We start from the raw sequence: 15029 nt of genomic DNA, 5'->3' as shown, positions 1-15029 counted from the left end.
GCTTCGCAGGCACGCTCATCGGGACGGCCAAGGACGAACAAGCGTCAAGGGTTCGCGCGACGACAAGGCAGCAGGGCGCAGTCGGCGATCTGCCTCAGCAAGGCGCGGCTCGTAGGGCATTGAAAGGCGTATCGTGATGGACGACTTGTTGCGCGAGTTTTTGACGGAGACGAATGAGAGCCTGGACACGGTTGACAACCAACTGGTCAGGTTCGAGCAGGACCCCAACAACGCCAAGATTTTGGACAACATTTTCCGGCTGGTCCACACCATCAAGGGGACCTGCGGGTTTTTGGGTCTGCCGCGGTTGGAAGCTTTGGCGCACGCCGCCGAGACCCTGATGGGCAAATTCCGCGACGGCATGCCGGTGACCGGCGAGGCGGTGACGCTGATCCTTCTGACCATCGACCGGATTAAAGAGATTCTAGGCGGGCTGGAGGCCACCGAGGCCGAGCCCGAGGGCGTCGACCAGGATTTGATCGGCGAGTTGGAAGTGTTGTCGCAAGCGCCGATGGCGCCGACGCTCGCGGCGGTGCCCGAGATGGCGGCGCCGGAGGTGGTGCCTGAGGTCGTCGCCGCCCCCGAAGCGGCGGTCGCCGAGGGCACGCTGGTGCCGCAGATTCTGGAGCGCGCGCTACGCCCCGGCGAAGTCTCGCTCGACGAATTGGAGCGGGCGTTTCGCGAGACCGAAGTCGCGGTGGAAATTGCGCAGCCGGTCGAAGCCAAAGCTGCCGAAGCCGACCATGCCGAGCATAAGCCCGCCGACGCCGCGCCGGTGGCCGCCGAGGCCAAATCCGACGCCAAATCCGACGCCAAGTCGGACGCCAAGCCAGGCAAGCCTGTGACCAAGAAGAAGACCGCCGTGGAATTGGATATGCCGCTGCACGATTCCGACAAGATCGCCAACCAGTCGATCCGGGTCAATGTCGACACCCTCGAGCACCTGATGACCATGGTGTCCGAGCTGGTCTTGACCCGCAATCAGCTCCTGGAGATCAGCCGCCGCCACGAGGACACCGAGTTCAAGGTGCCGTTGCAGCGGCTCTCCACCGTCACCGCCGAACTGCAGGACGGCGTGATGAAGACAAGGATGCAGCCGATCGGCAACGCCTGGCAGAAGCTGCCGCGCATCGTGCGTGATCTGGCCTCCGAACTCGGCAAGCAGATCGAACTGGAGATGCACGGCGCCGACACCGAGCTCGACCGCCAGGTGCTCGACCTGATCAAGGATCCGTTGACGCATATGGTGCGCAACTCCGCCGATCACGGCCTCGAGACCCCGGCCGATCGCGCCGCCGCCGGCAAGCCCGAGCAGGGCACGATTCGCTTGTCCGCCTATCACGAGGGCGGCCACATCGTGCTGTCGATCGCCGACAATGGTCGCGGCCTCGACACCGCGCGGATCAAGGCCAAGGTGATCGCCAACGGGCTGGCCTCCGAAGCCGACGTCGAGAAGATGTCGGAGAGCCAGATCCACAAATACATCTTCGCGCCGGGGTTCTCCACCGCGGCTGCGGTCACCAGCGTGTCCGGCCGCGGCGTCGGCATGGACGTGGTGCGCACCAATATCGATCAGATCGGCGGCACCATCGACATCAAGTCGGTGGCCGGCGAAGGCTCCAGCGTCACTATCAAGATCCCGCTGACCTTGGCGATCGTCTCGGCGCTGATTGTTGAGTCCGCCGGCAACCGCTTCGCCATCCCGCAATTGGCGGTGGTCGAGCTGGTGCGGGCGCACGCCAATTCCGAGCACAAGATCGAGCGCATCAAGGACACGCCCGTCCTGCGCTTGCGCAACAAGCTGCTGCCGTTGATGCATCTGCGCCACCTGTTGCGGATCGACGACGGCAAGGTCACCGAGCCGGAGAACGGCTTCATCGTGGTGACCCAGGTCGGCAACCAGACCTTCGGCATCGTCGTCGACGGCGTGTTCCACACCGAAGAAATCGTCGTCAAGCCGATGTCGACCAAGCTGCGGCACATCGGCATGTTCTCCGGCAACACCATCCTGGGCGACGGCGCGGTGATCATGATCGTCGATCCCAACGGCATCGCGCAGGCGCTCGGCACCTCGGTCGCAGCCCAGCACGACATCGCCGAAGACAACGCCGCGATCCGCGCCTCCTCGGCCGATCAGTTGACCTCGCTGCTGGTGTTCCGCGCCGGTTCGGCGCAGCCCAAGGCGGTGCCGCTGTCGCTGGTGACGCGGCTCGAAGAAATCGCCGCCGACAAGATCGAGTTCTCCAACGGCCGCCACATGGTGCAGTACCGCGATCAGCTGATGCCGCTGGTGACGATGGACGGCGTCAGCGTCAAGACCTCCGGGGCGCAGCCGATCCTGGTGTTCGCCGACGAGGACCGCGCGATGGGCCTCGTGGTCGACGAGATCGTCGACATCGTCGAAGAGCATCTGCAGATCGAAGTCGGCTCCAGCCACGAGGGCATTCTCGGCTCCGCGGTGATCAAGGGCGCCGCCACCGAAGTGATCGACGTCGGCCACTTCCTGCCGATGGCGTTCGCCGACTGGTTCAAGCGCAAGGAAATGCGGCCCTCCACCACCGCGCAGTCGATCCTGCTGGTCGATGACTCGGCGTTCTTCCGCAACATGCTGGGCCCGGTGCTGAAGGCCGCGGGCTACAAGGTGCGGCTCGCCACCAACGCCCAGGAAGGCTTGGGCGTGCTGCGCTCCGGCCGGGAGTTCGACGCCATCCTCACCGACATCGAGATGCCGGACATGAACGGCTTCGAATTCGCCGAGACCATCCGCGCCGACGCCAAATTGGCGCAGACCCCGATCATCGCGCTGAGCTCAATGATCTCGCCGGCGGCGATCGAGCGTGGCCGCCAGGCCGGCTTCCACGACTACGTCGCCAAGTTCGACCGGCCGGGCCTGATCGCCGCGCTGAAGGAACAGACCACCAACATGAACCAGGCGGCGTGAGGACCACGATGACCACCAACATCTCCAGCGTCGAAACCTTAAAGCCGGTCGCCTCCGACGGCGCCATCACCGAATACGTCACCGCGATGATCGGCGGGCAATTGTTCGGCCTGCCGATCAGCCGGGTGCAGGACGTGTTCATGCCGGAACGGCTGACCAAGGTGCCGCTCGCCCCCGACGATGTCGCCGGGGTGCTGAACCTGCGCGGCCGCATCGTCACCGCGATCGACATGCGCGCGAGGCTCGGGCTGCCCCGGATCGACGACGGCAAGCCGCCGATGGCGATGGGCGTCGACCTGCGCGGCGAATCCTACGGCCTTCTGATCGATAGCATCGGCGAAGTCTTGAAGCTCGCCGACGACAGCCGCGAGGTCAACCCCGTCAACCTCGATCCCCGCATGGCCAAAATGGCCTGCGGCGTCCACCGCCTCAACGGCCAACTCATGGTCGTCCTCGACGTCGACCGCGTCCTCGAAATCGGCAGTTCCGCGCAGGCCGCTTAGTAAAGTCAATCAGTGAACGTTTCGATGTTATCAGCAGCCAGGATAATTTGCGATCTAATGAATTTCCGCAATCACGTCTCATCGCGTCGGTGACGGTCGGGATGTTCCCTCAGGAAAGAGATCATGACACCACTCGACTATGAGTATCTCCAGAAGCTCCTGAAGGAACGCTCCGGCTTGATGTTGTCGGCGGACAAGCGCTACCTGCTTGAGAGCCGGTTGCTGCCGCTGGCGCGAAAGATCGGCGTCGCCGGCATCAGCGAACTTGTGCAGAAGATGAAGAGCGGTCCGGATTCGCTGATCCATGACGTGGTCGAGGCGATGACCACCAACGAAACCTTCTTCTTCCGCGACAAGACGCCGTTCGATCACTTCAAGGACAGCGTGATCCCGGATCTGATCAAGGCCCGCGCCGGTCGCAAGAGCCTGCGGATCTGGTGCGCGGCCGCCTCGACCGGCCAGGAGCCTTACTCGCTGGCGATGATCCTCAAGGACATGTCGGCGGAACTCGCCGGCTGGCGGATCGAAATCATCGCCACCGACCTGTCGCCGGAGGTGCTGGAGAAGTCGCGTTCGGGGCTCTACACCCAGTTCGAGGTGCAGCGCGGCCTGCCGATCCAAATGCTCGTCAAGCACTTCAAGCAGGTCGGCGCGATGTGGCAGCTCAACGCGGATACCCGCGCGATGGTGCAATATCGGCAGTTCAACCTGCTGCAGGATTTTGCCGGGCTCGGAAAATTCGACGTGATCTTTTGCCGCAACGTGCTGATCTATTTCGACCAACCGACCAAGTCCGATATCTTCAACCGGCTGATGAAGGCCAACGAGCCCGACGGATATCTCTTCCTCGGCGCGGCGGAGACCGTCGTCGGCCTTACCGACAGCTACCGGGTCTGCCCGAAACGGCGTGGCGTGTATCTGCCTAATCCGCCCGCGGCACGGTCGCCGTCGGCTACGCTGGGACAGTTCGCGGGCGGACTGAAGACCGGCACTGCGACGAGCCGCTAGGAGACCGCGATGGCGATCGAGAACATTGGGCCGGAGCGGGTGACCTTCGGGCGCGGCTACAGCGTCTGGATCATGGGGATCGATGGGACCTGGCGACGCAACTGCGTGCTGAAGGCGGTGTCGGCGAACGACGCCGAACTGACGCTGGACGGTTCGATCGAGGGATTGAACCTCAAGGAGTTCTTCCTGCTGCTGTCGTCGACCGGTCTGGCCTATCGGCGGTGCGAACTGATCCGCGTCAACGGCTCGGAAATCGACGTCCGCTTCCTGAAGGCCAAGAGCAAGAACGGCAAACCCAAGCGGGACGAGCAAGCCGCAGTCTGAGCGGACGGTCCGATGAGGCCATCCGTGCAGTCGGCAGGTCGTGTGGAATCCGAAGAGTCGAGCTAAGCCTTCTTTCATATCGGGCGGCCGACAATGGCTGCCGCCAATGAGGGCAAGCGCCGGCAGCGAACGATGCTGCCGGGCAACGGACCGATACGATGACCGCCGCAGAAATCGAGAGTGTCACGCCCCTGGTCCTGATCGTCGACGACGATCGCATGCAGGGTCGGCTGATCGGCGAGGTCTGTTCTCGGATCGGCTATCGTTCGATGTTTGCCGCGTCGTACGAGACCGCGGCCGAGCTGATTGCGACGACCTCGTTCAGCTACGTCACCATCGATCTCGCGCTCGGTGAACGCGACGGCATCGAGTTGCTGCGATTGATCGCGCAGTTGCAGGTGAGGCCGTTCGTCATCGTGATCAGCGGCTGCGAGCAACGCATTCTCAACGCCGCGGTGCGACTGGCGCATTCGAGCGGCGTCTGCGATGCGGTGGCGTTGCCGAAGCCGATCGAACTGGCCGCGTTGCGCAAGGTGCTGCTCACGGCCAGGTGCGATTGCGGCGCGCAGCAGCGTCCGGTGCGCGATCAGGCCGTGGTCACGGCCGCCGATCTGGACGCTGCCGTCGGCAATGGCGAGATCTACGCGGCATTTCAGCCCAAGCTCGAGCTTTCGACCGGCAAGGTCGTGGGTTGCGAGGCGCTTGCGCGCTGGGACAGCCCGACGCTCGGTCCGATCGGTCCCGACCTGTTCATCCCGTTGGCCGAAGGTAGCGGCGCGATCAAAGCCGTCACGCTGCAGATCCTGCGCAGCGCGCTGCAATTGGCCCGGGAAATCGGTCGCGACGACGCCGAATTCGTCGTCGCGGTGAACCTGTCGGCGACGCTGTTGTCCGACCCGGCGATCACCGAAGACATCGGCGGGCTGCTGCAACAGCTGGACGTCCCGGCGCGGTCGCTGATGATCGAGATCACCGAGACCACCGCAATGGGAGATGTCTCGCTGGCGATGGATACGCTGCTGCGGCTGCGGATCAAGGGAATCGGGATTTCAATGGACGATTTCGGCACCGGCTACTCGTCGATGTCGGTGCTGGCGCAGATGCCGTTCTGCGAACTGAAGATCGATCGCTCCTTTGTCGGAGGGTGCCTGACCGATCCCGACCTTTGGAAGGTGGTGGCCTCGTCGGTCACGATCGCGCGATCCTACAACATGAAGACCGTCGCCGAGGGCATCGAAGACGTCGCTACCTGGCAGGCGCTGGCGGGGCTCGGCTGCGACGCCGGGCAGGGCTTTGTGTTTTCTCGCGCTCTGCCTCACGATGCGTTTCTGGCCTGGTGCGACGATTGGCATCGCCGGCTGCGAAGCGACGGATTGGCGCCATGGATGACGCGCCGGCAGGCGTGAGCGCGGCGGCTCGGAGCGCCCACCGTTCAGATCGAGACCGTCACACAGCCGTCGTCCGGGCGCTGCGCCGCGCGTGCCGCGCCGAAGGCGGTTTCGAGGCGACCGATCATCGCGATGTAATCGGCCTCGGTGATCACGGGCGCGGTCTTTTCCAACTCCCGGGCCAGCCCGGCGAGGTCATGCAGTCCGAACGTGGCAGCAGCACTCTTCAGCGAATGCGCCTCGCGTTCGATCTCGCGGCGATGCGACGCGACCGACAGCTGCCGCAACAACGCCAGCCGTTCGTCGGTATCCTTGACGAAGACGGCGATGATCTCCAGCGTCGCCTCGCAGCCGATTTCCTCGACCATGGTCTCATAGGTGTCGCGGGCCACATGCAGCGTCGTGGCGGCCGGTACGCCTGGCTTTGGCTGTCGCGAGGGCGCAAGGTCGATGCCGTCGGTTGCGGCGGCGATGGCGCGTTCGCCGGCCGTATCGGGCCGTGGCAGCACCCGCAGGATCGCTTCGATCAGCGCCTTCTTGCGCACCGGCTTGGAAACGAAGTCGTTCATGCCGGCTTCGCGACAGGCGATCGCGTCTTCCGCGAAGGCGTTGGCGGTGAACGCGATGATCGGAGCGCCTTGCATTGAGCCATCGCAAGCCCGGATCGCCCGGGTGGCCTCGAGTCCGTCCATCTCCGGCATCCGGACGTCCATCAGGATCACGTCGTAGCTGAAGCGGGTGGCGGCGGTCACCGCTTCGTTGCCGTCGGAGGCGGTGTTGGTCTGGGTCGGGAAGTCCTGCAGCATCTTCGCCGCGACCAGTCGGTTGGTCGGGTTGTCGTCGACGATCAGAATCCGCAGCGGCCGGCCGAGCGCGGCGATCCGCTGGCGGAAATCGCTGTAGACCACCGGGTCGTCGGTGTCGGGCACCGGCAACTGACTGGCGAGCGGAAGCGTGAGGCTGAACCTGAAGGTGGTGCCTTTGCCGTAGGCCGAACTCACCTGGATCTCGCCGCCCATCTGCTCGACCAGGCGCTTGCAGATCGCCAGCCCAAGACCCGAGCCGCCGAACCGCCGGCTGATCGAGCTGTCGGCCTGGGCAAAATCGGTGAACAGCGAGCCGATGTCTTGTTCGGCGATGCCGATCCCGGTGTCGGCGATGATCCACTCCAGCGCGGCGAAGCTCTCGTCCGCCCAACGGCACTTCGTCGTCACCACGACCTCGCCGGACGGCGTGAATTTCACCGCGTTCGACATCAGGTTCAGCAGCACCTGGCGAATCCGGCCGGCATCGCCTTGCAGCGCGATCGGAAGCGACGGATCGATCTGGTTTCGGACCCGCAGCCCGCGCGCGGTGGCGCGGGGCAGCACGATGCTGAGCGCGCTTTCAACGAGCGCCTCGGGCGAAAAAGCGATGGATTCCAGCGACAGCCGTCCGGCCTCCAGCTTGGAAAAATCCAGAATATCGTTGAGAATGTCGAGCAGTGCGTCGCCGGCGTCGTGGATGCCGACCACCGAGCGGCGCTGCTCGGCGTCGAGCCGGCTGTCGAGCAGGTTGGTGGCGAGCCCGAGCACCGCATTCATCGGCGTGCGAATTTCGTGACTCATCATCGCCACAAAGGTGGACTTCGCGGCGTTCGCCGACTGGGCGTCGCTGATCAATTGGTCCTGTCTGATCCACCAGCGGGCGATCACCACGGTGACGATCAAGAGCACGATGGCGGTGAGCGACGACATCGCCACGATCAAGGCCGCGATACTGCGCCAGCTCTGCAGGGCGCTGACTTCGGTTTGGCTCACCGCGATCAGCACCGGATAGTTCGGCAGCATGCGCGCCGCGTGCAGCCGCATCTGCTGATCCGTGTCGCCGGCTTCGCGCAGGCTGCCGCCGGCCGCCAACGCCCGCTGCCCGGCGCCTGAGGAAATCTTGCCGATCCGATCGGATGCCGGATAGCGCGCCAGCAATAGGCCGTCGTCGCGCACCAGCGACACCGCGGTGCCGACACCGGGCGATGTGGCTCCGAAGAAATTCTCGAAATACTGCAGCGACATCGCGCCGAGCAGCAACCCCATGAAGGCGCCGTTGGGGTCGTTCAGCCGGCGCGCAATGTAGATGTTCCAGGTGCCGGTGCCGCGGTTTTGGACCGGCGCGCTGATGAAGGTTTCCAGATTGGCGTCGGCCTGCAGCGCGCGGAAATAATCGCGATCGGAGATATCGACGTCGGGAATCGGCCAGTAGCGCGAGAAATTGATCAGCTTGCCGCGTTCATTGATCATGGTCACGGCGTCCACCTGCGGCAGCCCGGTGATCTTTTCCCGCAGCATCAGGTGGGTTTCCTGATCGGACATCGTTTGCTGATAGGAGGCGCTGTCGGTCACGCCGCGACGACCGAGATAGTCGCCGACGCTCGACAGCACCAGATCCAGCGATTTGAACGAGCGGTCCGCCTCTTCCGCGAGCGTGAGACTGTAGCGGGCGAGGTTGATTTCCGCGGTGCGCAGCGTGCTTTCCCGCAGATTATTCATCACGAACAGGTTGGTGCCGACGATGGCGGCGATCAAGCTGAAGCTGGTCAGGAACAGCACGCCGAGCAATCGTTTGGAACTCGGCTTCATGGCCGGGTCAACGCGGTGGCACATTGGCGGATTTGAGCGGCATCCATCGGTCGATCTCGCTCCTCACCAGCGCCGCCAAAGCCTGCGGTGAGCGCCCGTCGTTGTCGGGGATGTCGCCGCCAAGATCGAGCAGTTGTTTGCGGATCGCCGGATTGTCGAGCGCCTTGCCGAGTGCGGCGTTCAACCGGGCGACGATCTGTGGCGACGTCGCTTTCGGCGCGAACAGCGCGTTCCAAGCCGACACCTGGAACTGCGGCAACCCGGCTTCCGCCGCGGTGGGAACGTCGGGCAGGATCGGGCTGCGGTGCTCGCCGCCTATCGCATAGGCGGTGACGATGCCGGCCTGAAGCCGCGGCACCGCGCTGACGATCTGGTCGCACATATAGTCGACGCGGCCGGCGACCAGCGCGTTCATCGCCGGACCGGTCCCCTGGAACGGCGTCAGCAATGGATGGATGTCGGTGACCGCATTGAACAGCAGGCAGCTCGCAAATGACACCGATCCGAGCCCGGCATGCGCCATGTTGAGCGGCGCCGCGCCGCTGCGGGCTCCGGCGATGAATTCGGCGAGGCTGGCGGCCGGCAGATCCTTGCGGGCCAGGATCAGGACGGCCATGCCCGCAGCCATGCCGATCGGCTCGAAGTCGCTGATCGGGTTGTAGGCGAGGTTGGGATAAAGCGCGACCGCCGCGCCGTGGGTTCCCATATGACCGATGATGATGGTGTAGCCGTCGGGTAGCGCCCGCGTCGCCCGGAGCGCGGCGGTGGTGCCGCCAGAACCGACCACATTCTCGATGATGATCTGCTGCCCGAGGGTGCTCGACATATGCGTCGTGACGATCCGCGCCACCGTATCGGTGGGACCTCCGGCAGCGAACGGAACGATGGCCGTGATGCTGCGCGCCGGATAGTCGGATTGGGCGACTGCCGCCGTCGAGAATGCGATCAGGCCCATCGCCCCCCTTGTGCATAAGGCAATAAAGCGACGGCGAGACGTTGTACCCTGGGGGGAATTAGCTAATCTCATGCCGGTTCGCTAACTCTTAGATGCCGGCGCCGCGTCGTGGCCGGCCTGCAGGCTGCAGTCTTCAAGGACCGCCGACAACACGCCTGCAGTGATCCTTATGCACGAAATCTGGCAGACGGAGCCCGGCGATCGTGATGCTCTGCGCAAGAGCTTTAGGCGGTTGCCTGCTATTTTTGAGTTAATAGTACGCCTGGTACAGCTACGAGGGTTGATTGGAATTAAGACTCGGCTAAAGGTGAATGTGGAGTAATATTATGACCAACACATCTGGACGTGAGATATTTGTCGTCGACGACGATCCTGCCGTGCGAGAGACGTTGTCAATTGTGTTGTCGGCAGCGGGTTACCAATCGATCTGTTTTGCGGATGGCGAGGCGTTGCTAGCGGTTGCGCGCTCGCGTTGCCCGGCCTGTATTCTGCTCGACGTTCACATCCCCGGGCGCTCCGGCCTCGATATTCTGGAAGAGCTGCACGCCGAGGACTACCCGGCGCCGATCTTCATGATTTCAGGCAAGGGCGATATCGCGATGGCGGTGAACGCCATCAAGAACGGCGCGCTGGATTTCATCGAGAAGCCGTTTCGCGGCCCGGAAATCGTCACCCGGGTCGAGGAGGCGATCGAAGCCTTCACCCGCCGCCGCGCCGCGGGTCTGGTGCCGAAGGTGCCGTCGCTGAATTTCCCCGGACGCGAGCCGCTGACGATGCGCGAGCGCGAGGTGCTGGAGCTGTTCTCCTCGGGCAACACCAACAAGGAGGCCGGGCGCCAGCTTGGCATCAGCCCGCGTACCATCGAGTATCACCGCGCCAATATCATGAAGAAGCTCGGCGCCAAGAACGCTACCGATCTGGTGCGGATCGTGATGGCCGCGGTGCCCAGAGCATAGCGAGATCAACGATCCGTAGATCGTTGATCAAATCAAGCGGCCGCGCGGTGACCGCGGCCTTTGATGGTGGCCGCGGGTCGCGACGCCGAGAGTCCCTCGATCAGAACGTTCCGGGAAACGCGCCGCCGTCGAGCAGGATGTTCTGCCCGGTGATGAAACCGGCTTTCGAACCGCACAAAAACGCGCAGGCGAGCCCGAACTCTTCCGGATCGCCAAACCGCCCGGCCGGGTTCTCGCTCATCCGCTTGCTCATGATCTCCTCGACCGGAATGCCGCTGGCCTTGGACTGACCGGCCGAGACCGTGCGCAGCCGGTCGGTGTCGAACGGCCCCGGCAACAGCGCGTTGATGGTGACGTTATGGCGCACGGTTTTGCGCGACAGCCCGGCGACGAAGCCGGTGAGGCCGCTTCGTGCGCCGTTGGACAGTCCGAGCACGTCGATCGGCGCCTTCACGGCGGCCGAGGTGATGTTGACGATGCGGCCGTACTTGCGTTCGATCATGCCGTCCACCGTGGCCTTGATCAGTTCGATCGGGGTCAGCATGTTGGCGTCGAGCGCCTTGATCCAATCGTCGCGGGTCCAGGTGCGGAAATCGCCGGGCGGCGGGCCGCCGGCATTGTTGACCAGGATGTCGGGCGAGGGGCAGGCCTTCAGCGCGGCAGCGCGGCCTTCCGGCGTGGTGATGTCGCCGACGACTTCGGTGATCTCGACCCCGGGATAGGCCTGGCGCAACGCCGCGGCGGCCTGCGCCAGCGCTTCGGCACCGCGTGCCGTCATGGTGACGTGCACGCCTTCCGCGGCCAACGCGGTGGCGCAGGCGCGCCCCAATCCCTTGCTGGATGCGCACACCAGCGCACGGCGGCCTTTGATTCCAAGATCCACGTTGAATTGCTCCCGATTGATGTCGCCGATGGCGAATGCCGCGCAGACTAGCGGCCCGTCCTTGGCCTGCCTAGATGGGAGCGCCGCAAGGCTGTTGCCCGCTCGCTAAAGCCGATGGCTCTGCTTCAATTGCGCGATATAGGCGGCGACGTCCGGCGGCAGCGATTTGAAGCCCTGCTGCCCCGCCGCCGACAACAGCGGCCGCAACTGCGAGCCGGCCAGGAAGGTCGGTTGCGCGTTGGCCGGGATCAACTCGTCGAAGATCAGCACCATGGTGATCGCGATGAGGCCGACCCGCGCCGCACCGAGGGCCGCGCCGCCGAGGCGGTCGGTCAGCCCGATATGCGCGCCGGCCATTTCGTCGATGGCGGTCCGCAGCAGCGCGCCGAGCCCGATGCCGCTGACGAGGAAGGCTGCGACGAACGCCATCGACGTCTGCGCGGTGGGAAGATCGGATGCGCCGCCGAGCCGCGGCGCGATCAGCGCGGTGATCCACAGCGCGATCGGCATCGCCACAACATAACCGAGGATGGTGACGGCGCTGCGCAACAACCCGGCGCGGAAGCCGAACGTCATCGCGATCACCAGGCCGAAACACACGACGACGTCGAAGCTGTTCATGGCGGCTCCGGGCAGCGGGCTGCGGGCCGCGCCTGCGGTACGGACTATTTTCGTCAAATTGTCTGCGGTTTGCTCCGGCTGCGCGCCGCGCTATCAGGGACGCAAGCAACAACCGAGGAAACCGCATGTCCGTCCTATTCGACGTCAGTAAAGAAACCATCCTCATCACCGGCGCCTCGCAGGGGCTCGGCCGGCAATTCGCCCGGGTGCTCGCGGCGCGCGGCGCCGCCGTGGTGCTGGCGGCGCGGCAGCTCGACAAGCTGCACAGCCTGCAGGCCGAAATCCTCGCCGCCGGCGGCCGCGCCGCTGCGGTGAAGCTGGACGTCACCGACACCGGCGCGATCGGCGGCGCGATCGACGCGGCGGAAGCGCAGCTCGGTCCGCTCAGCGTGCTGATCAACAATGCCGGCATCGCGGTGGAGAAGCCGGCGCTCGAACAGAGCGAGGCGGATTGGGACGCTGTGATCAACGCCAATCTCAAGGGCGCGTACTTCACCGCCACCGAAGTGGCGCGGCGGATGACGGCGCGCGGGCAGGGCGGCAATATCGTCAACGTCGCCTCGGTGCTCGGCTTGGGGGTGATGAAGTATCTGGCGCCTTACACCATCTCCAAGGCCGGTCTGGTGCAGGCCACCAAGGCGCTGGCGCTGGAATGGGCCGGCAGCGGCATCCGCGTCAACGCGCTGGCGCCGGGCTACATCGACACCGATATCAACCATGACTTCTGGGCCACGCCGGGCGGCGAGAAGCTGGCGAAGCGCATCCCGCAGCGCCGCGTCGGCCACGAATCCGACCTCGACGGCGCGCTGCTGTTGTTGGCGTCGGGCGCCTCGCGCTACATGACGGGGAGCGTCATCACCGTTGATGGCGGGTTTTTGCTGACGTAGGCCGCGCAATGCCGCGCAACTGCGTATTGATTCCTGTAGCCAAGGGCCTTTGATTGCAGGCGTTCAATTCAAACGAGGCCGTCATTCCGGGGCGTGAGGCCGCAGGCCGAACGAACCCGGAATCCAGTATTCCAGGGCGGTGCGTACTGGATTCCGGGTTCACTCGCGGCTCACGCCGCTCGTGCCCCGGAATGACGGGTTATATTGTGTTGTTGCGCGCGGCACTTCGGCGCGCAGCTGTTCAAGCAGACTAACTCCGGCCGCTTAGTTCACCCGCAACTCCCCGCGGATCATGTCCGCCGCCTTTTCGCCGATCATGATGGTCGGGGCGTTGGTATTGCCGCCGATCAGCGTCGGCATCACCGAGGCGTCGACGACGCGCAGCCCCTGCAGGCCGTGGACCTTGAGTTGCGGATCGACCACCGCCATCGCGTCGTCGACCCCCATCTTGCAGGTGCCGACCGGGTGGTACACGGTATCGACGCGCGCGCGCAGAATGTTGCGAATGTCGTCGTCGCTGCGCACCTGCGCGGTGAACATGTCCCTCTGCTGCAGCGCCTTCAGCGCCGGCGTCTCCATCAGCCGGCGGGTGGTCTTGTAGCCCGCCACCATGGCGTCGAGGTCGCTATCCTCGCCGAGAAAGTTCGGATCGATCGAGGGCGGCGCCAGCGGATCGGCGCTGTTTAGGCCGACGCTGCCGCGGCTGTCCGGCCGCAGCAGGCAGACGTGGCAGGAAAAGCCGGTGCCCCAGCGCCGCTTGCGGCCGTGGTCGTCGACGATCGCCATGCCGAAATGCAGTTGGATATCTGGCGCGTCGAGCTCGGGGCGGGTCTTCAGGAAGCCGCCGCATTCGGCGAAATTGGTGGTCATCGCGCCGCGGCCTTCGCGTCGATACTTGCCGATCGAGGCCAGTTGCCGCGCGATGCCGCGGAACGAGGTGCCGGTGAAATACGGACTGTCCGACATGTAGGCGAAGATGAAGTCCGGATGGTCCTGCAAATTCCGGCCGACGCCGGGCAAATGATGCACCGACGCAATGCCGTGCTGCGCCAGCGCCTCCGCGTCGCCGACACCGGACAGCATCAACAAATGTGGCGTCTGGAACGCGCCCGACGACAGGATCACCTCGCGCCGCGCGCGCAGCTGCAGCGTTTGGTTGCCCTGGCGATATTCGACGCCGACCGCGCGGGTGCCGTCGAACAGGATGCGGCTGGCATGGGCCTGCGTCTCCACCCGCAGATTGGCGCGCTGGCCGATATGCGGCTGCAGATAGGCGCGCGCCGCACTCCAGCGTTCGCCATTGTGCTGGGTCAGCTGATAGAGGCCGAGGCCTTCCTGCTCCTCGGCGTTGAAGTCGTCGCGGATCCGGAACTGGGCCTCGCGCGCCGCTTGCAGATAGATCTCGTGGACCGGATTGTCGGTGCGCAGCTTGTTGACATGCAGCGGACCGCTTTGGCCGTGATACGCGCCATTGAAATCGGAGTTGTTTTCCGAGCGCTTGAAATACGGCAGCACGTCGTCATAGGACCAGCCGGCGTTGCCGAGCGCGGCCCAATGGTCGTAGTCCGATTTGTGGCCGCGGATATAGACCATAGCGTTGATCGCCGAGGAGCCGCCGAGCCCCTTGCCGCGCGGCTGATAGCCGATCCGGCCGCCCAGGCCGCGCTGCGGCACGGTGTGGAAATGCCAGTTGTTGAGCTTGCTCGGCACCATGAAGGCTAGCGTGTAGGGCGTCTTCACCACCCAATTGTCGCAGGCGCCGCCGGCCTCGAGCAGCGCCACCGAAGTGGCAGGATCTTCCGACAGCCGGCCGGCCACCGCGCAGCCGCCGGAGCCGCCGCCGACCACGATGAAATCATAGCTCTCGCTCATGTTTCCTCCCCTGAGTGTTTTGTTATTTGTTCGCCGATCGGCACGTTGGCCGCCGTCGTCGTCGTGATGGTCAGCA

Annotated in this window: 12 protein-coding genes; 7 read left to right on the top strand and 5 right to left on the bottom strand. The window is 64.8% G+C overall.

What is annotated here, in order from left to right:
- The first annotated feature begins 136 nt into the window (after positions 1 to 136).
- From RPC_RS19055 to RPC_RS19035, 5 genes are all read left to right on the top strand, one after another.
- The gene (locus RPC_RS19055) at positions 137 to 2941 is read left to right on the top strand and encodes a hybrid sensor histidine kinase/response regulator (protein ID WP_011474219.1); all 2805 of its coding nucleotides are present in this window, start codon (positions 137 to 139) and stop codon (positions 2939 to 2941) included.
- A gap of 8 nt (positions 2942 to 2949) precedes the next feature.
- Positions 2950 to 3444, top strand: a complete 495-nt coding sequence (locus RPC_RS19050; protein WP_011474218.1) for a chemotaxis protein CheW — start codon at positions 2950 to 2952, stop codon at positions 3442 to 3444.
- 123 nt (positions 3445 to 3567) lie between these two features.
- Positions 3568 to 4452 (top strand): CheR family methyltransferase, encoded by an 885-nt coding sequence (locus RPC_RS19045; RefSeq protein ID WP_011474217.1) that lies wholly within the window; start codon positions 3568 to 3570, stop codon positions 4450 to 4452.
- Positions 4453 to 4461: 9 nt separating this feature from the next.
- Positions 4462 to 4776: a hypothetical protein gene (locus RPC_RS19040; RefSeq protein ID WP_011474216.1), complete on the top strand. Its 315-nt coding sequence runs from the start codon at positions 4462 to 4464 to the stop codon at positions 4774 to 4776.
- Between the two features lie 158 nt (positions 4777 to 4934).
- Complete coding sequence (locus RPC_RS19035) at positions 4935 to 6182, top strand: EAL domain-containing response regulator (protein ID WP_011474215.1); 1248 nt, start codon at positions 4935 to 4937, stop codon at positions 6180 to 6182.
- Positions 6183 to 6208: 26 nt separating this feature from the next.
- Here the strand turns inward: RPC_RS19035 and RPC_RS19030 are convergent, their stop codons facing one another.
- Together RPC_RS19030 and RPC_RS19025 are read right to left on the bottom strand one after the other, a co-directional pair.
- Positions 6209 to 8779: a hybrid sensor histidine kinase/response regulator gene (locus tag RPC_RS19030; protein ID WP_041802070.1), complete on the bottom strand. Its 2571-nt coding sequence runs from the start codon at positions 8777 to 8779 to the stop codon at positions 6209 to 6211.
- A 7-nt stretch (positions 8780 to 8786) separates the two neighbouring features.
- Positions 8787 to 9734 (bottom strand): tripartite tricarboxylate transporter substrate-binding protein, encoded by a 948-nt coding sequence (locus RPC_RS19025; RefSeq protein WP_011474213.1) that lies wholly within the window; start codon positions 9732 to 9734, stop codon positions 8787 to 8789.
- A 326-nt stretch (positions 9735 to 10060) separates the two neighbouring features.
- Between RPC_RS19025 and RPC_RS19020 the strand changes: the two genes are divergently transcribed.
- Positions 10061 to 10690, top strand: coding sequence for a response regulator transcription factor (locus tag RPC_RS19020; RefSeq protein WP_011474212.1), 630 nt, complete (start codon positions 10061 to 10063; stop codon positions 10688 to 10690).
- 100 nt (positions 10691 to 10790) lie between these two features.
- Here RPC_RS19020 and RPC_RS19015 read toward each other — a convergent pair whose 3' ends face one another.
- Together RPC_RS19015 and RPC_RS19010 are read right to left on the bottom strand one after the other, a co-directional pair.
- Entirely contained in the window at positions 10791 to 11573 is a 783-nt protein-coding gene (locus RPC_RS19015) for an SDR family oxidoreductase (protein WP_011474211.1), read from the bottom strand.
- 105 nt (positions 11574 to 11678) lie between these two features.
- Positions 11679 to 12194 carry a CvpA family protein gene (locus RPC_RS19010; RefSeq protein ID WP_011474210.1) on the bottom strand — a complete coding sequence of 172 codons (516 nt, stop codon included), beginning with the start codon at positions 12192 to 12194 and terminating at the stop codon, positions 11679 to 11681.
- 125 nt (positions 12195 to 12319) lie between these two features.
- Between RPC_RS19010 and RPC_RS19005 the strand changes: the two genes are divergently transcribed.
- Complete coding sequence (locus tag RPC_RS19005; RefSeq protein WP_011474209.1) at positions 12320 to 13081, top strand: SDR family oxidoreductase; 762 nt, start codon at positions 12320 to 12322, stop codon at positions 13079 to 13081.
- 264 nt (positions 13082 to 13345) lie between these two features.
- Here RPC_RS19005 and RPC_RS19000 read toward each other — a convergent pair whose 3' ends face one another.
- A complete protein-coding gene (locus RPC_RS19000) occupies positions 13346 to 14953 on the bottom strand; it encodes a GMC family oxidoreductase (RefSeq protein ID WP_011474208.1) in 1608 nt (535 codons plus the stop codon).
- Positions 14954 to 15029 lie beyond the last annotated feature (76 nt).

The sequence above is a fragment of the Rhodopseudomonas palustris BisB18 genome, assembly GCF_000013745.1.
Lineage (GTDB): Bacteria > Pseudomonadota > Alphaproteobacteria > Rhizobiales > Xanthobacteraceae > Rhodopseudomonas_A > Rhodopseudomonas_A palustris_F.
Note: the sequence above shows the minus strand (reverse complement) of the source record. Positions and strands in the feature narration are given on the sequence as shown.